Here is a 20,488-nt window from a genome sequence, read left to right on the forward strand (position 1 = left end):
CCGGGAGTCGTTCGTGATTGACCGCATTATTGGCGCCTCACTGGGCAACCGTGTGCTGGTGCTGGCCGCCGCGGCCCTGCTGCTGGCCTGGGGCGGCTGGCAGGCCTTCCAAACACCGGTGGACGTGTTTCCCGATCTGACGGCGCCGGCGGTCACCATCGTCGCAGAAGTCCACGGCATGGCGCCGCAGGAAGTCGAGAAGCTGGTGACCTTCCCCATAGAGACCGCGATGAACGGCGCCGCCGGGGTGCGCCGGGTGCGCTCCAATACTACGGTGGGTCTGGCGGTGATTACGGTGGAGTTCGACTGGGACACCGACATCTACAAGGCCCGCCAAATCGTCACCGAGAGGCTGCAAACCGCGCGCAGCCGGTTGCCGCCGGACGTGCCGCCGCCGGTGCTCGCGCCGATTACTTCGATCATGGGCGAGGTGATGTTCATTGCCTTGCGCTCGGACCAGCACGACCCGATGGCGCTCAAGACCGCCGCCGACTGGGTGGTGCGCCGGCGCCTGCTGGCGGTACGGGGCGTGGCCCAGGTGATCCCCACCGGCGGGCTGACCAAGCAATACCAGGTGCAGCTTCGGCCCGAGCGTTTGTCCGCCTATGGAATCGCTGTCCAAAAAGTGATCGACGCCGTGGGTGCGACCAATCAGAGCGCCGGCGGCGGCTTTTACGCCGAAAACGATCAGGAATTCCTGATCCACGGCCGCGGCCGGGTGGAAAACATCGAGGACATCGCGCAAACCGTGGTAGCCCGGCGTGACGGCGTGCCGGTCAAGGTCAGCGACCTGGGTTCTGTGAAAATCGGCCCGGCGCCGCGGCGTGGCACCGGCAGCTACAACGGCCAGGACGCGGTCATCCTGGGGATCCAGAAACAGCCCGAGGCCAATACCCTGGAACTGACCGAGCGGCTGGATACGGCCATCGAAGAAATCCAGGCCTCGCTGCCGGAAGGCATGCGCATCGAAACGGACGCCTTCCGGCAGGCGGATTTCATCGGCCTGGCCATCGAGAACCTGTCCGCGGCCATCCGCGACGGCGCCATTCTGGTGGTCGCCATCGTGTTCATCTTTTTGCTCAGCGGCAGGGCCACCACCATCACGCTGCTGGCGTTGCCGCTATCGATCATCGCCACCCTGCTGGTGCTGCGCGCGACGGGTTCGACCATCAATACCATGACCCTGGGCGGCATCGCCATCGCCCTGGGCGCGCTGGTGGACGACGCCATCATCGTGGTGGAAAACATCGTACGCCGCCTGCGCGAGAACCAGGCTCTGGCCGCTAGCGAGCGCCAGTCCAACCACCGCGTAGTGTTCGAGGCCACCCGCGAGATCGAGTCCTCCATCGTTTTCGCCACGCTCATCATTGTCCTGGTGTTCGTGCCGCTGTTTTTCCTGACCGGCGTGCAAGGCCGGCTACTGCAACCGCTGGGCCTGGCCTATGTGCTGGCCCTGGGCGCATCTTTGGTAGTGGCGCTAACCGTCACGCCGGTACTCAGCCTGAGCCTGCTGCCGGGCTCGAAGACCGTGTCCGGCGCCCACGACAGCCGGCTGATCGCGGCCTTGAAGCGCGGCTACCGGCCCTTGCTGGAGGCGGCGCTGCGCTTCTGGTGGCTGGTGGCGGCCGCGGCGCTGGCTCTGCTGGTGGTGGCCGCCATCGCGCTCGGCCTGGCCGGGCGATCCTTTCTGCCGGAGTTCAACGAAGGCAGTCTGACGCTTTCCGTGGTCACGCTGCCGGGCACGTCGCTGGAGAAATCCGACGCCATCGGCCAGCGGGTGGAAAAGGTATTGCTCGACACCCCGGAGGTGGTCGCCACCGCGCGGCGTACCGGGCGCGCCGAACTCGACCCCCACGCGCAAGCCGTCTACGCATCGGAAATCGACGTCAGCCTGGAGCTGTCCGAGCGCGGAAAAGCGGCAATGATGGCCGAGTTACGCGACGAACTCGGCGCGATCGCCGGCGCCAACATCATCATCGGCCAGCCGATCTCGCACCGCATCGACCACATGCTCTCCGGCACCCGGGCCAATATCGCCATCAAGATATTCGGCGATGATTTGGCCGAGCTGGACCGCCTGGCCAAGCAGGCAGAAGGCCTGACCAAGCAAGTGCCCGGCGCGGTGGATGTGTCGCTGGCCAGCCGCGCCGAAGTGCCGTTCCTGAACGTGACCTGGGATCGCCAGGCGCTGGCGCGCTACGGCCTGACTGTCGGTGAGGCGGGTGAATTTCTGGAGACTGCCTTCAATGGCAATGAGGTCTCGCAAATCCTGGAAGGCCAGGCCGCGTTCGACCTGGTGGTGCGCTACCCGCCACGCTTCAAGCAGGACCTGGACGCCATCCGCGCCACGCTGATTACCACCGAATCAGGCGCGCGGGTGCCACTACACGCGTTGGCGGATATACGCAAAGAGCGTGGCGCCAACAACATCAGTCGCGAAAACGTGCAACGCCAGCGGGTGGTGGCGGCCAACGTGGCCGGCCGCGACCTGGTCAGCGTGGTGGGTGACATCCGCACCAAGCTTGAGACCGAACTGAATCTGCCCACCGGTTACCACATCGAATACGGTGGTCAGTTCGAAAGCGCCGAGGAGGCTACCCGCACGCTGCTGGTTCTGAGCATCGTGGTCATCCTGGGCATCTTCCTTCTGCTCATGGTGGCGCTGGCCTCCGCGCGCGATGCGCTGCTGGTCATGCTCAACCTGCCGCTGGCGCTGATCGGTGGTGTGGTTGGCGTTTACCTAGCTGGCGGGGTGGTTTCCATCGCCGCCATCATCGGCTTTATTACCCTGTTCGGTATCGCCACCCGCAACGGTGTGATCATGGTCGATCATATCCAGCGGCTATATGCCTCCGGCGCGGAAACCACGCCGCTGGACGCCATCCGTCGCGGCGCCCACGAGCGGCTAGCCCCGATCCTGATGACCGCTCTGGCCACGGGCTTGGCGCTGGTGCCGCTGGCGCTGAGCCTAGGCAAGCCCGGCAGCGAAATCCAGGCGCCCATGGCTCTGGTGATCCTGTTCGGCCTGCTGTCCTCCACCGCACTGAACATGCTGGTGGTGCCGGCGCTGTATTCGCGCTTCGGCGCCATTGTGCAGGGCGGGCCGACAACACAAAACGGGGCGGGCAATCATGCATAGGCAAAACATCGAAGCCTGGCAACATGGCCATGCCTTCGGCCAGGACCGCGTCCGCGCCGACGAACGCATCAGCGACCTGCACGTTTGGTCCATCGGACCTGGTATCCACGCCGCCATCGTTGCCCTGGTGGCGGATGACCCGAAGACCCCGGAGCACTACCGAGCCCGCTTGCAGGAGACACTACCCAGCTTGATCCACGTCACGTTGGAAATCCAGCGGTGCCCGCGGCATGGGTCACGAATTGGTGGCCGGCTCGACAATCCCTTAGTGCATCAAGCGTGCTGCGCTCGAGCCGCGCCCGAAGACTCGGTATTGTCGGTGCGTCTCACGAGTGATGCATTCAAGGCATGAACCGCGATGTCACCATTCGAGAGTTGCGCAACCAGGGCGGACAGGTGTTGGCGCGAGTCAGTCAAGGCGAAGTATTGACCGTCACTCGCAACGGCGAGCCGATCACCCAACTCAGCCCCCTGGCGCGCGCCCCATTGCCGGCTACGACGCTGCTGGCCCGCTGGCAGCGGCTACCAGCGCTTGACCCCGATACGTTCAAGGCAGATATCGACGACGTCCTCGATGCCCGGCTATGAGCGCGGCGAGGACCAGAGATCGCCAGGGCGTGCTCGATACCAGTTGTACAGGTGCAGTTTCATGTGTAATCAAGCTGCACCGCGGCGAATCACGTCTATGAAGGATCGCGCCGATTTCATTCATCGCGCTGCCAAGCCCCGAAACATGCGGCTTCAGCACTATCGGCTGCGAGATCCTTTTGTCGTTTCAATTTATCGGCAACAAGCTTGTCAGCGTCCCGATCACGCTCAGCATCCGCCCATTGCGCTTAGCCGAAACATATGACCACCTTGGCAAACGGCCAAGGCAACACGGCCCGGTTCTAGGAATTCTTGAAGACATGACGATGGCTGCAGGCGATCCCAACCGGCACGATTACGCCGCCGCTCAAACGGGCAATTGGGAACACGCCCGGCTTGACCTGATGGCGCGGACCGCGGGGACCATCGACCGCTATGGATACATTATGGCCGCCACGGCACAGGCGGATTAGGCCTTTTAAACCCCTGGCCCCGCCCCGTGAGGACGAGCCCATCACGGTCTTGCCGCCGAGCTTTCTTGCGACGTATCAAACGAACAGCGAAAGAATACGACTACGCATGTTCAACTCCAGGGCTGCGGCAAATACGGGCGTCTGAATCCTGTTGGCGGGCGGGTCACGCTAAACCGTGCCCTGTCGACGAACAGTCAGGTGTACTGGGTGCGAAATTCGACTTTGGACCATGCCAATTCAAGCCTCCAATTCCTCGTTCCGATGGTTATTGGAGTCTGTTGTCGATGTGCGATCGCCCCTGACAGAACCTGGCTGGCTTTGCACGCGGAGTGTCCACCACAGAATAGCTAATCCGATAACGGCTGCTGCAAGGGAGCCGGCCAGGATTCCAAGCCGTGCCACGACAGCAGCCGACTGCCCGGGAAATGCGAGGCTGGTCAGGAACAAGGCTACCGTGAAGCCGACACCTGCTAGCAAGCCCAGGCCAACCATCGCCGGCCAGGAAACGCCAGCCGGCAAGCTGGCATTAACCAGTTGCTTGGCCAGCCAGGCGAAGGCCAAGATTCCCAGCGGTTTGCCCACCAGCAACCCGAGCGCGACGCCGGCGAATATCCTGAAATTGCCATCAGCAGATAAATCGGCAGCTCCCAGTTCAACACCGGCATTGGCCAGCGCGAACAGCGGCATGATCAGGTAGAGCACCCAGGGCTCGAGTTGGTAACGCAAGATATCCAACGGTGCCAACGCCCCGCGCTCAGCGGTTGCCAGCTCACGTTTCAGGCGCCAATTCGGCGTATCCTGGCTGCGGAGTAGGTGCGGAATACGCGCAGCCGCTTCTCGGCTTCGTCCCTTCCTGTGCCGAGGCACCGACAACGGCGTCATCAAACCCAGCAGTACACCCGCAACCGTGGGATGAACGCCGGATTTTTCCATCGCCAGCCAGATTGCCGCGCCCGCTAGCCAGTACGGGAGGAAGCTCCGAACCCCCGCCGATCGCATCCCCCAAACCAGCAGTAGACCTCCGCCCGCGGCAAGCAACGGGCCGGCAGCAATCTTGCTGCTGTAGAACAACGCGATCACGAGGATGGTGCCGATATCGTCGATCACGGCCAATGCCAATAGAAGTGCCCGCAGCCCGACGGGCACCCGCCGCCCCAACAAACTCAATAACGCAATGGCGAAGGCCACATCCGTCGCCATAGGCACCGCCCAGCCTGTCGCCGCGTCGCCCTTCGCGTTGAACGCCAAGTAGATCGCTACCGGCACCAACATGCCGCCCACAGCCGCGGCCAGCGGCAGCACCGCGGTATGCCAAGAAGACAGGGACCCCCGGGCGAACTCGTGCTTAACTTCCAGGCTGATCTGCAAGAAAAAGACCGTCATCACCGCATCGTCGATCCAATCATGCACCGACAACGATAAGGACCAGTCGCCGAGACGAATCGCCAGTTCCGTATTCCAGAAGCCGGCGTAACTGGGCAAGGCTTCGACATTGGCCCAGGCAAGCGCTGCCATGGCGGTCGCCACCAACAAGATACCGCTGGAGGGCTCGTAGGCAGCAAATTGGCGCAGTGGATACGCCAAACGACCAGCCAGGCTTTGCCTTGTATTCGGTGATAACTGCATTAGCTGGTTACGACGACGCAATCATTTTTGCAAAGAAAAGCAAGGCGTTCGTCGTTGTACTGATCTATGTCGCGGCCAAACCGACACTTGCCGATAACGTGACAGGTGATGTTGGCGGTCATTGCCGAAATGCGGGGCAGTATCGTCACGCCACTCCCCCGCTGCTTCCATTCTTGCGGCGTTGGGATCGCCCGCAGAGAGTTGCTTTCCGGATGGGCAGAAAGGAGATGTGCGCCGCCTGCCCCACCGAGCACGCCGCCAGCCGGAAGATGGCGCTGAGTAACGACGCCGGAAGGTGCCACCGGTAATTGATTCCACTCATCGCAGTACCGCCATATCGCCACGCGCGCCGTCAGCTATGCGGATGGCTTCGCGCAGCTCGGTAACGAACACCTTGCCGTCGCCGGGATGGCCCTCCCCGGTGCGGGCCTGTGCAAGAATGGTTTCTACCACGGGCGCGACCAACTCATCCGGCACGTCGATTTCCAGCTTGGCCATGTCTGTTTTGGTCAGGGGGGCATCTTTTGCGGCGTGGTGCCCGAAGCCTTGGACATCGACGATCGCGATACCCGGCAGACCTTCGATCGTGTTGAGGCTGTCAAGTACCGCATCAAGCATGTTCTTCCGGACATAAGCTTTAATTTCCTGCATGATCCTGCCCTCCTTAAATTTCGACTTCACGCCGCGGCTCGGCGAACCACTTATAAACCGCCGGCAGCACGAGCAATGTCAGCAAAGTGGATGTAATGAGTCCGCCAACCACCACCGCGGCGAGCGGCCGTTGCACGTTGGCGCCGATGCCATTGGCCAGGAGCAGTGGCAGCAAGCCCAGAATGCTGGTTAATGCAGTCATCAATACCGGCCGCAAGCGATGTTCAGCGCCCGTGCGAACTGCCTCCTCCATCTCCATACCCTCATTGCGAAGCTGGTTGATGTATTCGACGAGAACCACGCCGTTGAGCACCGCTACGCCGAATACTGCGATGAAGCCAACGGCTGCAGGTACCGAGACATAGAGTCCGGATATCCAGAGTGCAAAGATGCCGCCGGTTATTGCAAAAGGCACGTTGAGAAAAATTAGAGTCGCGTAGCGCAGACTATTAAAAGCACTAAACAACAGCAGAAAGATCAGTCCCAGCGTGGTGGGCACTACCAGGGTGAGCCTTTTCATCGCGCGTTCCTGATTCTCGAACTGGCCGCCGAACTCAACAAAATAGCCCGGCGGCATGTCGATTTCTTCAGCAATGCGCTGACGTAAGTCTTGGACAACGCCGCCCATGTCACGTCCCCGCACATTCATTTGCACGTAAATGCGGCGGCTGGCATTCGAGCGCGATATCTTCTTGGGCCCGGTGTAGATCGACACGTCGGCCACGCGCGACAGCGGAATCGTGGCACCGTCGGTGGTTTGCAACGGTAGTTGCCGGATTACATCCAGGCGCTCCCGCTGGTCCTCCTGCAGCCGCAGGAAGATGTCGAAGCGGCGAATGCCGTCGAATACCAGCCCGACTGAATCGCCGCCGACGCCTACCGAAAGCGTATCCATCACCTTATCCACGGAAATGCCGTAGCGTGACAGAGCGTCGCGGTCCGGCTTGACCACTATCTGGCGCTTGCCACCCTGCTGCTGCTTGCGCACATCGGTGGCACCGGGTACGTTCTTTGCCAGCGCTTCGACCTGATCGCCCACCTCGGAGAGCTTGTCCAGGTCTTCACCAAAGATGGATGCGACAAGCTGGGCTTGTACGCCGGACAGAAGCTCGTCGGTGCGCAGCTGAATCGGCTGGGAGAAGTTATTTGCTAAGCCCGGAATCTGTGCCGAAACCCGCTCGGCCATGGCCGACTGCAGTTCTTCGTAATCTCGGCCTGATTTCCATTTGCCCAGGGGTTTCAGAGTAATGACCGTGGCGACCACGTTGACTGGTTCGGGGTCACCGCCAACCTCGGCGCGCCCGATCCGGGAGTATGTGCCGGTTACTTCGGGAAAGCCTTTGATTACGGACTGAATGCGCTTACCGTATTCAATGGCCGACTCGAGACTGGCACCCGCTGGCAGGGTGGACCTAACCATCATGGTGCCCTCGCGCAGGGTGGGTACGAATTCCGTACCCAAACTTGGAAAGGTCAGCACGCTGGCGCTGAACAGGACCACCGTGACGCCGAGCACCAACGCCGGAAATTGCAGCGCGGCATCGCGAATCGGCCGGTAGCCTGCCTTGATCCAGCCCACGAGCCTAGGCTCGCCGTGCGCGCTCCCCTTTTTGAACAACAGTGAGACCATGACCGGCGCCAGCGTCAGCGCCACAATCAAGGCGCCGAACAACGCAAAACTGATGGTGTAGGCCATGGGCGAGAAGAGCTTTCCCTCCACGCCCTGGAGTGTGAACAGCGGCAGGAATACGATGATGATGATGCTTACCGCGAACACAATCGGCCGTGCGACCTCTCGCGAGGCCTCGCTGACCAGGCGCAGCATGGAAACGTTTTGAGCGGATCGCGTTTCTAGGTGGCGAAAGATGTTCTCGGTAATGACCACCGAGCCGTCTACCACCATGCCGATGGCAATGGCTAGGCCACCGAGGCTCATCAGGTTGGCGGATAGGCCGACGATATTCATCGCAATGAACGCGACCAGAACGGAGAGCGGCAGGCTCGCGACCACGATCAGGGTCGAGCGCAGATTTCCCATGAACAAGTACAACACCACCAGCACCAGCAGTGAGCCTGTTAACAAAGCGCCCTGCACCGTGCCGATGGCTTGCTCAACCAGACTGCCCTGCGAATAGAAAGGCGATATTTGTAAGCCTTCCGGTAGAGACTTATTGATTTCGGCGACCTTCGCCTCGACGTCTGCGAGAACTTTTTGCGTATTGGTGTCGATCAACTTGAACACATAGCCGCCGGCGGATTCTTCACCGTTGGCCACCTGCGCGCCGCGCCGAATGGCGGCGCCGAAACCCACTTCCGCGATATCGCCAACATAGACCGGATTGCCGTTGCGCTCGGCCACGATGATGCCGCGCAGGTCGTCCAGCCCCGCCTCACCGGAATCGACCCAGCCGTAGCCGCGGATGATGTACTCCTCGCCGCCGCGGTTGATGAACGATGCGCCCACATTGCGGTTGTTGGCGGCCAGGGCCTCGCGCACGTCGGCCACGCTCAGGTCACGCGCCAGCAGGGCATTCTGATCAAGCTTTACCTGGTATTGCTTCTCGTATCCGCCGATGGACAGCACCCCGGTCACGCCCGGCACCGTGCGCAACTGAGGCTTGACTATCCAGTCCTGAAAGGTGCGCTTTTCCATCAGCGAGTAGTTCTCGCCTTCCAGGGTGTACTGCATGATGCGGCCCAGTCCGGTGGTGATCGGGCCGAGTTGCGGCTCGCCCAACCCCGGCGGAATACCGCGGCGGGCCTCGGCCAGGCGCTCCAGCACCAGTCGCCGGGCAAAGTAGATGTCGGTGCCGTCCTCGAAATAAACGTCCACCCGGGACAGCCCGAATATCGAGGTGGATTGCACCTTCTCGAGTTGCGGCAGGCCGTACATGCTGATCTCGATGGGATAGGAGATCAGCGTCTCCACATCCACCGGCGACAGGCCTTCGCTGGCGGTATAGATCTGCACCAGCGTCGGCGTAGCGTCCGGGAAGGCATCCACCGGCAGTTGCTTGAGCGACAGATAGCCGCCCAGGGCAAGGCCGGCGACGGCGACCAGTACCAGCAGGCGGTTGTTGAGTGCGTAACGGACGAGTCCGTCGATCATGATGTGCTCCCTGCCAGATTAGTGGCTGTGCGCGGCGCTACGGCCGGAGGCGGTCAATGCGGACTTGAGGTCGAAGGCACCGGTGGTAACGACCCGGTCGCCCGCGGCGAGTCCGCTGCGGATTTCCACCTGACCACCGCCCTCGTCACCGGTTGTCACCGTGACGGCCCTGAAAGCGCCATCCTCGTCACCGGGCACGAATACCACCGAGTCATCCTCGACGGTCTGGACCGCGTCGACCGGCACCAGCGCAAAGCGCTGCTCGGCATCGGTCTGAATGCGGGCGGTGCCGAACATGCCGGCGCGCAGGTTGCCGTCGTCGTTGGGCACCACGGCGCGTACCCGTACCGTGCGTGATTGCTCGTCCAGCTCGCGTGAGACCCAGTCAGTCTTGCCCTCAAACGTCTGGTTGGGCAGCGCCCGCACGCTCAGTGTCACCTGTTGGCCCAGGCCCAGCCGCGGCAGGTCTTTCTCGAACGCCTCGATCATTACCCACATGGTTTCGTTGTTGACGATGTGGATAGGCGTCTGCTGAGCGGATACGGTCTGCCCCGGCACCAGGTCCCGACGCTGGATGGTGCCGGCAAGGGGCGCGGTCAGCTGATAACGCGACAGCGGCTGTTCGCCGCCCACTGAAATCGCGCCGATGTCCCCGTCGTCGAGCCCGTACAGGCGCAGCTCGGCGCGGGCGGCATCGCGTTCCGCCTTGGCCTGCTGGTAGTCGGCGCGCGATTCGAGCAGCTCGGCCTCGCTGGTGATCTGGTCCTCGGCCAGCTTCTTGTCGCGCTGATATTCCGAGAGTGCCGCGCCGAAACGGGCTTGTGCCGTCAGGTAGCTTGCCTTGGCTCGCCCGAGTTCCACCGAATCGAGTATCGCGACGGTGTCGCCGGCGGCAACGGTGTCGCCGAGATCCTTCGTGACCTCGACCACCTTGGCCTCAAGGCGGGGACCGACCCGGGCGACCCGGTCGGCGTCGAAGCGCGCGGTAGCCGGCGCCTGCACCACGGCGGTGGCCGAACCGGCCCCGGCTGCACTGATTTTCAGATCGAGCTGCTGGCGCTGATCCGACGTCAGATGGATGCGGCGCTTGTCGCCGGCATGCTCGTCGTGTCCACCGCCCTCTTCCTCATGCGAATCGCCGGATGTCTGCCCGGTGTGTTCGCCTTCATGCTCGCCCTCGTGTTCCGAGTTGCCGTGATTCTGGCCTTCATCTTGATGATCGGATGTCGGCTGCTTGCCGGTGTCGGCGGCATTTGCCGAGTCACCGGATAGCGGATTGCAGGCGGCAAGCGGTGTCGCTACCGCGAGCAGGCAGAAAATTCTCAACCAATGAACGTTTGGCATCTGAGTCTCCGGGAGATGTCTATTTCCGCGGGCCGGAATTGGCCGCGCTCGTATTGCTCATCACCACCAGACCTCCGGTGGCACGTTCCAGATCGGTGCCGGCGTTAACCAACGCTTCCAGTGCATCGAGATAGTCGCGGCGGGTGTTGATCAGTGTGTCCTGCGCGGCGGTCAGGGCCGGGGCGCCGAGTTCGCCGGCTTCGAAGGCACGCTGAGTCAGTTCGAAGTTCTGCCGGGCGGCATCGACCACTTCGTCGGACAGTGCAGCGACCCGCTGGCGCGCGGCCTCGTAGTCGGCTACGGCGGAAAGCACCTGGCTGCGTACGGTCAGTTGAAGGACGTCGCGCTCCAGACGCGCGGCGTCCAGCTCCGCCTGGGCCTGCTTGCGCTCGCCGCCAAAGCGGTGCAGTAGCGGCAGCTCGAAGGACACACCGCCGCCGGTTATCTCGTTCGTCTCCTCCTCACCGTAAAAGCCGAACACCGTGAGGTTGGGCACGATCTGACGATGCGCGAGCTTGAGTTCCTCCTGCGAGGCGCTGACTTCCCTTGCCGCAGCGGCCAGATCGCCACGTCTGGCAATCGCGCGTTGCAGCAATTGCGCCTGACTCGGCAGCTCTAGAGGCGCCGGGTTTAGCCGGCCCTGCAGGGAAATCGACTTTGCGGGGTCGACGGCGAGCAACTCAGCCAACTGCAGACGTGCCTGGGCCTGTCGGTTCTCGGCCTGCGCGAGCAGGGCTTGGCTGCGGCCCAGCCCGATGCGGGCGGTGTTGGCTTCCAGCCGTGTGGCCTTGCCGGCCTCCAGGCGACGCTTAGCGTAGTTTTCCAGATCGCGGTTGACCTGCAGCACGTCCTCGGCGGTAGCCACCGCCCGTTCGGCCACCAAGGCCTGTAAAAAAGCCGCGCGCACCCGCGCGAACGTCGCGCTGCCGAGAAAATCCAGCCGCGACTGCGCGCCCGACAGGCGGGATTTCGCAGCGTCCTCGCGTAAACCGCCCTGGCCTGCAATCCAGAAAGTCTGGGATAGGCGGATATCGATGTCCGTCGACGTGGCGCCGCTGGGCCCTTCGCGCTCGGCTGTGCCAAGTTGCAGTTGCGGATTGGAAGGCACCGCCACGTCGGCGTGCTCGAGCACGCCCTCGCTGCGACGAAGCTCGATGCGAGCACCGCGCAAAGTGGGGTTGTATTGGCCGGCCCAGGACAGGGCCTGATTCAAGGTTAACGGCTGCGGCAGTTGTTCGCGTTCAGCCGCATGGCCGCCGGCTGGCAGACAGAGTCCGGCCACGCCGATCAACAGGAAAAATCGCATTGCGAGTCCTCATCGCTTGGAAAGGCGCGCAGGCATCAGCCCGCGCGATTGACGCGAAGGGACTCAGGCTATGGGAGGTATGAAGGGCGGGTCGGTCTGGAGCGTAGTCAGCGCCGGATTGCTCGTTCTACGATGATCTGTCGTCGACTCGAAATCGGCGTCAAATAATGAGGGGGCCAAGGCCACCAGATGGGCCCCGGCGTGACAGCAATGGTCGCAGCGATCCACCACGTCACCGTTATCTTCGTGCGCATGGCCGTTGGCAACCTGCGCGGCTTCATCGGTGGCAATCGGTATGTCCACATGCCAAGCCCAAGCAATTGCGCTTACGCCAAGCATGAACGCTGCCAGCCAGTGAACAGCGTTTAAATAGCTTCGAGAGTGGCGTACGGCCCTAGTCATTGCGAAGGTAGACTACGCAAATCCATTTGCGTTCACAAATAAGCAGATTGCACTTGCGGGCTTCCGTATCCACAAGGAACGGCAGGAGTATGCTGTGTATTTTCTGACCAATTAGGCTCGGAGGGGCGTCTCGGCTGTGCCTGACGGGATTTATCCACAGCCTGTCCCATAATTTGTCCCCCGATCCTGTGGAGGGCGTTATCTACCCGTCTTCGCTAAGTGTTGGCTCTCCAACCAAGCCTAGGCTTAGTCGAGCGTAGCGATCATGTAAATCGGCATATTCTAATTCGATAAACGTTAAACGATCCACAAGCTCATTCTTCGTCAGACGTAATAGCCGCCTCCTTGCGGCAGGGGTATCTCGTCCAACTGCTAAGCGAGCCAGATTCGATCGAGATACACTTTTACGCGCTCGACGATTGTTTACGCGGCCAATGTGCTTCGCTTGATCGAATAGACGTCGCGCATCTTCATTGGTAATGATCGCTGACTGACTAATCCCTTTATGCTCACTGTCTAAATGTTTTGATGTCGAGCAGATCGCAGCCAGGGTGACGCGTTGTTTTTTCTTTTGTAATTCCTCTATGGCGAGCCGGACCAATCTAACCGTCCGCTCGCGCTTTGCCTGGTAAATCGGTGTGAGCCAGGGCTTTTGTTGTGTATTGCTGGCTTTCATGTTCGATAATCGATGCTAATGGAAGGTTGCTCATTTTTCTCATCCGATTCGCATTCCTCCATCAGATCCATCTCTCGTAATTCTAGCTTGCAGTCTTCTACTAGGCGTCGCATCCGTGCTGCCTCCGGCAATAGGCCTTCGTTGGTAGCATAGCCGACCTCACCCTTTGCCCAGTCCAGTTTTCTAATGACTTGCGAGCGCTTCGTGGGGTCGGGGACTTTGCCTGCGCAACCAATGCACTCGAACTTTGTTTGGCAGTAGCCGTGGCTCACACAGACTCCCCCGATGACCTCGCTGAGGGTGCCTGCTTTACCCTGGGCTTCTTGATACAATTCCTGAAGCTCAGCGGGTGAGCGAGTTAGCTTCTCTTCGACATCCAGATCAAGGGCGACACTGGACAAGTACTCGTCGGCAGATTGCGCGACCATCGAGCGCGTGGGCCCTGAATAGTACTTGGTCACATCCACATTTTTTTGGTGGAGTAGCTCCGCGACGACATCTACAGGCATTTTAGCTACCTGTACAGCATGAGTCGCGAAAACGTGGCGAAGCAGGTGGGCGGTTATGTTGACTGCGCTGCCGTCTACGGCTCGGCCGCTGCATCCATGAGTTATAAATCGCAAGCAAGATTGAAGTGTGCTCGGCGACAAGTGCCTGCCGTGTAGCTGGAAAACATAGCGCCTTGGAAGAAAATCTGAAAATCGACTGGAATATGTTGAGAAAGGGACTACGGGCAACGGTTGCCCTGCTGGGAGTTCATAATTTTCTGCTAAAGCTCTCGCAACGCGGTATAGCAATTTTTTTGTATCGTCCCCTATGAAGTAATCGGCTTTCTCGTCTGACTTAGCGCCTTTGGGCGTTACACGTAGAATGTACCGCTCTTTTTTCGTAGTGCCTTTTTTGCCAGTAGGCGCCCGAAAGTTGAGCCGAACAAGACTGTCTCGATCCAATGCTACCTGTAAAACTTCCGACATTCGCGCGCCTGTGGTCGTGACAACATTTAGCGCTAACAACCCAAAGAGCGCGCTCAAATACATACTCTCCGGGTCAAGCAATACTCCGTCGGCAGCCTTGGCTAGCCGTGAGGCAGCTATTCCTTGGGGTAGCGTCGGCTTGTTCAAGCAAAGGAGGCCCTTATGAGTGGTGGTGAATGCCGTCTCCGGATAGCCCCAATCTCTTAGAAGGTTGCGGGCCGCATTTGAATTGGGGTTTCTGGAAGCTCCGATCAATCCCGCTTCGGCGAGTTCGTAAAACCAGAATGGTGGCTCGGCCTGATCTTCGTCACGTAATACCTCGACGAACGGCTGCCCATATTCGTTGTCCGCAGCTGCCGCCCAAGCTAAATCAAGAATCTTTTCCGAGAACTTATTGCTATGTCTTATTACGAAAGCCGGCCACGTCCAAAAGCGTAATTGAATAGTTCGGCCATGCTCTTCGTATGCGACAGAAGGTGGGAAATTATAAAAAGATTTCTCTGCTAGATGAATGTTGTCGCGATAGATGCCCAGCAGGCGCTGTAACTCATTGGTTCGCTGGTACGCTGCTGCCCTCAATTCTGAGTATGTAGGCATTACAACGTCGACGTGCTCTCGGCGCTTCTGCCTTGTATGTGCGTCTAGATTATTTTGAGTTAAATAAATTTTGGTAGAGGTTAGGTTGGCGAGAGGTAGTAAAAGCGGCCTGTAATTGGGTTTCAGGTGGAAGGGTAAAGCTTGATGCCAGCGGTGCATTTTCGTTGCGGCGGCTTGATAACGCCAAAGAAAGTCGGTTCGTGTTCGGGCGGAGTCCCGCCCGATCAATCCGCTCGCGTATGCGGGAAGCACCTCGTCCGGCTGAAAATCTGTCATAGACGTCAGCCGTCGCGGCAAGTATCGGGAGTGACCAAAAAAAAGCCGGAAACGCTTGCTGAGCAGCCCAAGGGTGGAGTAGGTACTACTGGGTGCTACGTTCTGAGCGGAAACAATCAGTGCCCATAGCGTCAAGGCGTCCGCCCAGGGCTGCTCGTTGATGTGCTTGATCAAGTAAGTGATCGACTTCGCGTGAAGGCCCGGTAACTTCTTACTGCGACTTAAATCGAAAGCGGTTTGTGGCGCTTCAAAGATATAAGGAGATAGCCCGTTCATGTCGGCAAGGTCGTAATTATTTCTTTTCGCGCTAAGGGTGAAGGGTGTTGTCATGGGTCTATTCACCCGCTAGCTTCATTAGATAATCCCATTCAGTGTCGGAATGAAGTCCCGCAGTCGTATTTGATGGCTTCCCAATTTGTGCTTCAACAGGTCTTGAGTGGACGGCGTTCAACACACGATGCAATTCATCCTGCAACTCATGATGCTCTCTTGCATTGAAAAAATGCTCATACGCTTCCATGGTTTTCTTGCCGGAACGCCAGCCCATATAGCTAATTAAATGCTGAATCCTTCTTTCTCTTTCGGTTTCGCTCAGCTTGCTTCGATAGATTAAATTGATTGCTCGAGTAACGTACCAATGTCGGATTTGATGCACTCGTGCTTTGATGCCGGCATGGCGGCATAGGGGATACCATGTTGTTGATCGATATGTATCCGCCGTTAATCCGGATTTTTGCCGAGTTATAAATATCGGTGTTGTTCTTGCAACTTCAGAGGGTAGTGTTTTTAAAAACTTATAGTGGTGGCTGCCATCCTGATTGCAGAGCGAGGCGCGTTCCTGCTTTATGTATTTAGTCATTAGTCGCTCTGTCTGATGGCTAAAGCGGATCCACTTATCCCGAACATTGCCAGAGCCTTTGTTCTTGCAACTGGCTTCAGTCCGATATTCGGATATTGACCAGTCACTTATCGTGAGTGAGCAAATTTCCGATACTCGGGCGCCGCTTTCGAACAGCAAACGGGTAACCAGTCGGTCCCGCAAGTTCCACCCATAGGATTCGCCCGCAGAGTAAATCCGAGACGGAAAGTCATCATCATCGAGTATCTGCGGAACCCAGTCTTTGCCCTGAACTACCAAGTACGAGGCAGTGAGTGTGTGTCGTTTCACCGGTGGCGGCACCACGCCACTCTTTTGGGGCATGCTTCCCTTTGAAGAAGGGATGCATTCGTAGTCGGAGATCGCTGTTTTTTGATCGTTCCCGATGGTGACTAGGCCGAGGGGGTTGTCTGACCTAACCCACGCCTGCTTATAGCCCAAGCGGAAAAACAGTTTTAATGCGGCGAGAGCGGTGGATACGCCAGATTGGTTGGATGCCCTCGAAACCACGAGCTTGCGGCCACCAAGGCCATCCCGGATGCGGCAGCTAAAGCTTTCCCGCAAGAAATTTTCAACTAATTGTCGAAGACGCTGTTTTGGTAAGGGTCTTAAGGCGCCGACGTCGAGGTTCTCTGACTCTACTAGCCAGTTAGCGAAGCGGAGAAGGTGTGCGAGATAGACCTTGCTGGAGCTTAGAGTGACGTGGCGCTGACTGATTCGGGCGAATTCTGTCAGCGTGGGACAGGGCTCGCCGAGGTGGCCAAACACAGCCGCATGCTTTCCAGAAGGGAGCTTGACTGTAACGGAATAATACTTGGCTTTGCGCATCTATTTTTATGCCACTGCAGATCATAAGCAATGCCTTATGGATGGATGATAATAGCGTCAAAAAATGACCTACGGTAATCTGTACTGTGAATGAGCGCTTACGGTGTCGGGGTCACTCCTTCGCGAAGCCCCAGCGCTGCAGCAGCCCGTCGAATTCGTCCAGATCGTGGAATGTCACCCGCACTTCGCCCTTGCGGCGGTCGGGGTCGTAGCGGATGTGCACGGCGTTGCCCAGATGCTCGGACAGGGCCCGCTCCAGTTCCGCCATTTCGCGGCTGGCCCCGGCATCCCCGGCCACCTGCTGGTCGTCGCGGGCCTGCGAGCGTCGCCAGGCGGTCTCCAGTGCCCGCACCGACAGCCGCCGGCGCACTGCGTGGCGGGCAAACACTGGTTGTTCCGCCGGGGGAATGCCGGCCAGGATCTTGGCGTGGCCCAGCGTCAGTTCGCCGTCGTCGATGGCGCTCTGGACGCTTACTTCAAGCTTGAGCAGGCGCAGGTAGTTGGTGACGTAGGCGCGTGATTTGCCGATGCGTTCGGCTGCGCCGTCATGGGTGAGGCCGTGTTCGCGGCACAGGCTTTCCAGACCGCGGGCGGTTTCCATGGGTCCCAGCGATTCCCGCTGCAGGTTCTCGATCAGGCCCAGGATGGCGGCTTCGGCGTCAGTGAGGTCGTCACGGACCACCGCCGGGAGGTCGTGCAGGCCGGCCAGCTGAGCGGCCCTCCAGCGGCGCTCGCCGGCCAGCAGCTCGTAGTTGTCGTCGCCGCGCGTGCGCACCACCACCGGCTGCACCACCCCGGACTCGCCGATGGAGTGGGCCAGCTCCGCCAGGGCGGTTTCCGAGAAGCGGCGGCGGGCCTGGAAGGTGCCCGGGTGGATCATGTCGACGGCCAGTCGTCGGACCGCCTGGGATTCCGGGGGCTGCGCCATGCCGTGCTAAGCTCGAGTGCCAGATCGGTTGGCGATCATAGCAGTTGCGCCCGGCCGTGCCGGGTGGTCAGTAGCAGGGGACGAAACCCGGATGCGATTCCGCAACTACATCAAGCCGCGCGCGGTGTCGCCGGAAATTGACGCCATGATCGACGCGCTGCCGCGCCAGAATGTTGGTTCCTGCGGGTACGACCCCTGGGGCCTGAATCTGGATACCGCCAAGATTGCCTTTTCCGCCATCCGCTGGCTGTACGAGGATTACTTCCGAGTCGAGGCGCGCGGGCTCGAGAACATCCCCGCCGACGGCCGCCTGCTGCTGATCGGCAACCATAGCGGACAGCTACCCCTGGACGGGGTGATGATGGCCTATGCCATCGCCACCAACGAGAACGGTGCGCGACTGCCGCGCACCATGGTCGAGCGCTGGTTCCCGACGGTGCCGTTTCTCGGCAACCTGATCAATCAGCTCGGCGGTGTGGTCGGCGACCCCGTCAACTGCGCCAAGATGCTGGAACGCGAGGAGGCAATTATCGTGTTTCCGGAGGGAATCCGCGGTTCGGGCAAGCCCTATCGGCTGCGCTATCAGCTACAGCGCTTCGGTCACGGCTTCATGCATCTGGCGATGGAACATCAGACGCCGATCGTGCCGGTGGCGGTGGTGGGGGCCGAGGAAACCATGCCTTCGCTGACCAACATTAAGCCATTGGCGAAGATGCTCAACGTGCCCTATTTTCCGCTGGCCCCCCTGCTGCCGCTGCCGGCCAAGATCACGCTCAGTTTCGGGGCGCCGATGGAATTTGCCAACGATGCCCGCAACGAAGGCGAGGTCGAGCGCCGGGTCGAACAGGTCAAGGACGCCATCCGCGATCTGCTCGAGCAGGGGCTGGCCGCCCGCCGTCAGCAGCGATAACCGTCATGGCAGACAGCAAGAACAAACCCGCCCGCAACAGTGTCCGGCGCAAGGCCCCGGCCCGGCGTCAGCCGGCGGCCGCCAGCCGGCCGGTCCCGGCCGCCGGCCGTCGCGGCAAGGTGATGGTCACCGGCGCGGCCGGGGCTCTGGCCAAGCAGGTGATGGACCGCCTGCGCGGCGACTACGACGTGATCGGGGTGGATTTCCGCGGCCTGCACAGCATGCACCCGGAGTCCGTTGACTACGAGGTCGATTTCAACAAGCGCACCTTCGAGGACGTGTTCCGCGAACACCAGTTCGACGCCATCCTGCACCTGGGGCGCATCCAGTCGAGTCAGCTCAACGCCGGCCGGCGTTTCTCCGCCAACGTGGTGGGTACCGACCGGTTGTTTCGTTTCGCCCTCAAGTACGGGGTGGAGCAGGTGACGGTGCTGTCCACCTACCACGTATACGGGGCCGAGCCGAACAACCCGTCGCTGATCGACGAAGACTTCCCGCTGCAGGCGGCCAATCTGCATCGCCAGCTGATCGACGCGGTGGAACTGGAGAACCTCGCCAACATCTATCTCTACAAGCATCCGGAGCTGCACATGACGCTGCTGCGGCCCTGCAATGTGGCCGGCCCGGGCGTGTCCAACGCCATCAGCCGGCTGCTGGGCCAGTCGGTGGCGCCCTGCCTGAGCGGTTTCTCGCCGCTGATGCAATTCATTCATGTGGAAGATCTGGCCGACGCGGTGGTAGCCGCCCTCAAGGGCAACCGCCCGGGTGTCTACAATGTGGCGCCGGATGACTACGTCGCTTATCAGGATGCGCTGGAGCTGGCGGGTTGCCGGCGGCTGTTCATGCCCTCGCTGCCGCCGGTGTTGCCGCGCACTCTGGCGGGCCTGCTGGGCCGGTTCTCTTTCCCGGCGTATCTGACGGACTTCTTCAAGTACGCGGTGGTGCTCGACGGCAGTCGGTTCGAGCGCACCTTCGATTTCGTGCCGAGCCGCGACTTCGGCGAGTTGTTCGCATTCTATCGTGGCAACAAGTAGGCGCAGCGCCGGCTGGCGGCGCCGATTTTATAACGAGAGGCCCTTATGACTGCCCGGACAAGATGCGTGTTTCTGATGCTGGTCGTGGGTCTGAGCGCCGGCTGCGCCCACTCGCCGCCAGAGGACCCCTGGGATCCGCTCGAGCCGGTCAACCGCCAGGTCTATGTGTTCAACGACACCCTGGATTTCTACGTTCTGAGCCCGGCGGCTCGTGGCTACAAGCAGGTCACGCCCGACCCGGTGCGCCGCGGCATCGGCAATGCGCTGGGCAACCTCAAGGTGCCGGTCACCGCCGCCAACGACGGCTTCCAGGGCAAGATTCACCACGCCCTGGGCGGCACCGCCCGCTTCGTGATCAACAGCACCATGGGCATTGGCGGACTGTTCGACGTGGCCGCCGATCTGGGCCTGCCCGAACGGGATGAGGATTTCGGCCAGACCCTGGGCGTCTGGGGTGTGGGGCAGGGGGCCTACCTGATGCTGCCGTTGCTCGGACCGAGTACCGGGCGTGATCTGTCCGGCAACGTGGTCGACTGGTTTCTCGACCCCACCAACCACATCGACGAAACCGCCACCCAGCTGACGCTGCAGGTGCTGTATCTGCTGGATCTGCGTGCCAGCCTGCTGGGCTTCGAGCAGACCGTCCGCAATGCGTTTGACCCCTACGCCTTCGTGCGCACCGCCTATTTGCAGAACCGTGAGGCCAAGGTGGCGGACGGCAAGCCGCCGCGCGAGGTTCCGGGCAACTGA

The 20,488-nt window shown here is 60.6% G+C and carries 17 protein-coding genes; 7 read left to right on the forward strand and 10 right to left on the reverse strand.

All coding sequences use genetic code 11. The annotated features are described in order from the left end of the window. The first annotated feature begins 13 nt into the window (after positions 1-13). From RM532_RS12390 to RM532_RS12400, 3 genes are read left to right on the forward strand one after another with little or no spacing between them, the layout of a single operon-like run. Positions 14-3,139 carry an efflux RND transporter permease subunit gene (locus tag RM532_RS12390; protein WP_311653649.1) on the forward strand — a complete coding sequence of 1,042 codons (3,126 nt, stop codon included), beginning with the start codon at positions 14-16 and terminating at the stop codon, positions 3,137-3,139. Further along, complete coding sequence (locus tag RM532_RS12395) at positions 3,132-3,491, forward strand: hypothetical protein (RefSeq protein ID WP_311653650.1); 360 nt, start codon at positions 3,132-3,134, stop codon at positions 3,489-3,491. Before RM532_RS12390 ends, RM532_RS12395 begins: the two co-directional genes overlap by 8 nt. Continuing rightward, complete coding sequence (locus RM532_RS12400; protein WP_311653651.1) at positions 3,488-3,727, forward strand: type II toxin-antitoxin system Phd/YefM family antitoxin; 240 nt, start codon at positions 3,488-3,490, stop codon at positions 3,725-3,727. The genes RM532_RS12395 and RM532_RS12400 overlap by 4 nt, the downstream gene beginning before the upstream one ends. A gap of 302 nt (positions 3,728-4,029) precedes the next feature. Here the strand turns inward: RM532_RS12400 and RM532_RS16070 are convergent, their stop codons facing one another. Then, positions 4,030-4,242: a DUF374 domain-containing protein gene (locus RM532_RS16070; RefSeq protein WP_423246900.1), complete on the reverse strand. Its 213-nt coding sequence runs from the start codon at positions 4,240-4,242 to the stop codon at positions 4,030-4,032. 195 nt (positions 4,243-4,437) lie between these two features. Beyond that, positions 4,438-5,826, reverse strand: coding sequence for a Na+/H+ antiporter NhaA (nhaA, locus tag RM532_RS12410; RefSeq protein WP_311653653.1), 1,389 nt, complete (start codon positions 5,824-5,826; stop codon positions 4,438-4,440). Between nhaA and RM532_RS12415 the strand changes: the two genes are divergently transcribed. Then, positions 5,772-6,134, forward strand: a complete 363-nt coding sequence (locus RM532_RS12415) for a hypothetical protein (protein ID WP_311653718.1) — start codon at positions 5,772-5,774, stop codon at positions 6,132-6,134. The two genes, nhaA and RM532_RS12415, sit on opposite strands and share 55 nt — an antisense overlap. Before the next feature lie 10 nt (positions 6,135-6,144). On the opposite strand, the gene RM532_RS12420 is transcribed toward RM532_RS12415, so the two are convergent. From RM532_RS12420 to RM532_RS12455, 8 genes are all read right to left on the reverse strand, one after another. Further along, positions 6,145-6,477, reverse strand: a complete 333-nt coding sequence (locus tag RM532_RS12420) for a P-II family nitrogen regulator (protein WP_311653654.1) — start codon at positions 6,475-6,477, stop codon at positions 6,145-6,147. Positions 6,478-6,490: 13 nt separating this feature from the next. Further along, positions 6,491-9,586 (reverse strand): efflux RND transporter permease subunit, encoded by a 3,096-nt coding sequence (locus tag RM532_RS12425; RefSeq protein WP_311653655.1) that lies wholly within the window; start codon positions 9,584-9,586, stop codon positions 6,491-6,493. A gap of 18 nt (positions 9,587-9,604) precedes the next feature. After that, complete coding sequence (locus tag RM532_RS12430) at positions 9,605-10,930, reverse strand: efflux RND transporter periplasmic adaptor subunit (protein ID WP_311653656.1); 1,326 nt, start codon at positions 10,928-10,930, stop codon at positions 9,605-9,607. Between the two features lie 19 nt (positions 10,931-10,949). Then, positions 10,950-12,236 (reverse strand): TolC family protein, encoded by a 1,287-nt coding sequence (locus RM532_RS12435; protein ID WP_311653657.1) that lies wholly within the window; start codon positions 12,234-12,236, stop codon positions 10,950-10,952. Between the two features lie 604 nt (positions 12,237-12,840). Next, positions 12,841-13,314: a hypothetical protein gene (locus RM532_RS12440; RefSeq protein ID WP_311653658.1), complete on the reverse strand. Its 474-nt coding sequence runs from the start codon at positions 13,312-13,314 to the stop codon at positions 12,841-12,843. Continuing rightward, positions 13,311-15,491, reverse strand: a complete 2,181-nt coding sequence (locus tag RM532_RS12445) for a site-specific integrase (RefSeq protein ID WP_311653659.1) — start codon at positions 15,489-15,491, stop codon at positions 13,311-13,313. The genes RM532_RS12440 and RM532_RS12445 overlap by 4 nt, the downstream gene beginning before the upstream one ends. Before the next feature lie 4 nt (positions 15,492-15,495). After that, the gene (locus tag RM532_RS12450; RefSeq protein WP_311653660.1) at positions 15,496-16,866 is read right to left on the reverse strand and encodes a tyrosine-type recombinase/integrase; all 1,371 of its coding nucleotides are present in this window, start codon (positions 16,864-16,866) and stop codon (positions 15,496-15,498) included. Between the two features lie 112 nt (positions 16,867-16,978). Then, positions 16,979-17,794 (reverse strand): ParB/RepB/Spo0J family partition protein, encoded by an 816-nt coding sequence (locus RM532_RS12455; RefSeq protein WP_311653661.1) that lies wholly within the window; start codon positions 17,792-17,794, stop codon positions 16,979-16,981. A 91-nt stretch (positions 17,795-17,885) separates the two neighbouring features. Here RM532_RS12455 and RM532_RS12460 point away from each other — a divergent pair, with 91 nt between their 5' ends. From RM532_RS12460 to RM532_RS12470, 3 genes are all read left to right on the forward strand, one after another. Beyond that, entirely contained in the window at positions 17,886-18,704 is an 819-nt protein-coding gene (locus RM532_RS12460) for a lysophospholipid acyltransferase family protein (protein WP_311653662.1), read from the forward strand. 5 nt (positions 18,705-18,709) lie between these two features. Then, complete coding sequence (locus tag RM532_RS12465) at positions 18,710-19,738, forward strand: NAD-dependent epimerase/dehydratase family protein (protein ID WP_311653663.1); 1,029 nt, start codon at positions 18,710-18,712, stop codon at positions 19,736-19,738. Positions 19,739-19,813: 75 nt separating this feature from the next. After that, complete coding sequence (locus RM532_RS12470) at positions 19,814-20,488, forward strand: MlaA family lipoprotein (protein ID WP_311653717.1); 675 nt, start codon at positions 19,814-19,816, stop codon at positions 20,486-20,488.

It is taken from the genome of Spectribacter hydrogenoxidans (assembly GCF_031846275.1).
Classification (GTDB): Bacteria; Pseudomonadota; Gammaproteobacteria; order Nevskiales; family Salinisphaeraceae; genus Spectribacter; species Spectribacter hydrogenoxidans.

Bases quoted from the DNA above. Each gene is read 5' to 3' on its own strand.
- RM532_RS12445 (WP_311653659.1), bottom strand. From the start codon at position 15,491: ATGACAACACCCTTCACCCTTAGCGCGAAAAGAAATAATTACGACCTT.
- RM532_RS12420 (WP_311653654.1), bottom strand. From the start codon at position 6,477: ATGCAGGAAATTAAAGCTTATGTCCGGAAGAACATGCTTGATGCGGTA.
- RM532_RS12465 (WP_311653663.1), top strand. From the start codon at position 18,710: ATGGCAGACAGCAAGAACAAACCCGCCCGCAACAGTGTCCGGCGCAAG.
- RM532_RS12430 (WP_311653656.1), bottom strand. From the start codon at position 10,930: ATGCCAAACGTTCATTGGTTGAGAATTTTCTGCCTGCTCGCGGTAGCG.
- RM532_RS12400 (WP_311653651.1), top strand. From the start codon at position 3,488: ATGAACCGCGATGTCACCATTCGAGAGTTGCGCAACCAGGGCGGACAG.
- RM532_RS12440 (WP_311653658.1), bottom strand. From the start codon at position 13,314: ATGAAAGCCAGCAATACACAACAAAAGCCCTGGCTCACACCGATTTAC.
- nhaA (WP_311653653.1), bottom strand. From the start codon at position 5,826: ATGCAGTTATCACCGAATACAAGGCAAAGCCTGGCTGGTCGTTTGGCG.
- RM532_RS16070 (WP_423246900.1), bottom strand. From the start codon at position 4,242: ATGGGCTCGTCCTCACGGGGCGGGGCCAGGGGTTTAAAAGGCCTAATC.
- RM532_RS12435 (WP_311653657.1), bottom strand. From the start codon at position 12,236: ATGCGATTTTTCCTGTTGATCGGCGTGGCCGGACTCTGTCTGCCAGCC.
- RM532_RS12425 (WP_311653655.1), bottom strand. From the start codon at position 9,586: ATGATCGACGGACTCGTCCGTTACGCACTCAACAACCGCCTGCTGGTA.
- RM532_RS12460 (WP_311653662.1), top strand. From the start codon at position 17,886: ATGCGATTCCGCAACTACATCAAGCCGCGCGCGGTGTCGCCGGAAATT.
- RM532_RS12455 (WP_311653661.1), bottom strand. From the start codon at position 17,794: ATGGCGCAGCCCCCGGAATCCCAGGCGGTCCGACGACTGGCCGTCGAC.
- RM532_RS12450 (WP_311653660.1), bottom strand. From the start codon at position 16,866: ATGCGCAAAGCCAAGTATTATTCCGTTACAGTCAAGCTCCCTTCTGGA.
- RM532_RS12470 (WP_311653717.1), top strand. From the start codon at position 19,814: ATGCTGGTCGTGGGTCTGAGCGCCGGCTGCGCCCACTCGCCGCCAGAG.
- RM532_RS12395 (WP_311653650.1), top strand. From the start codon at position 3,132: ATGCATAGGCAAAACATCGAAGCCTGGCAACATGGCCATGCCTTCGGC.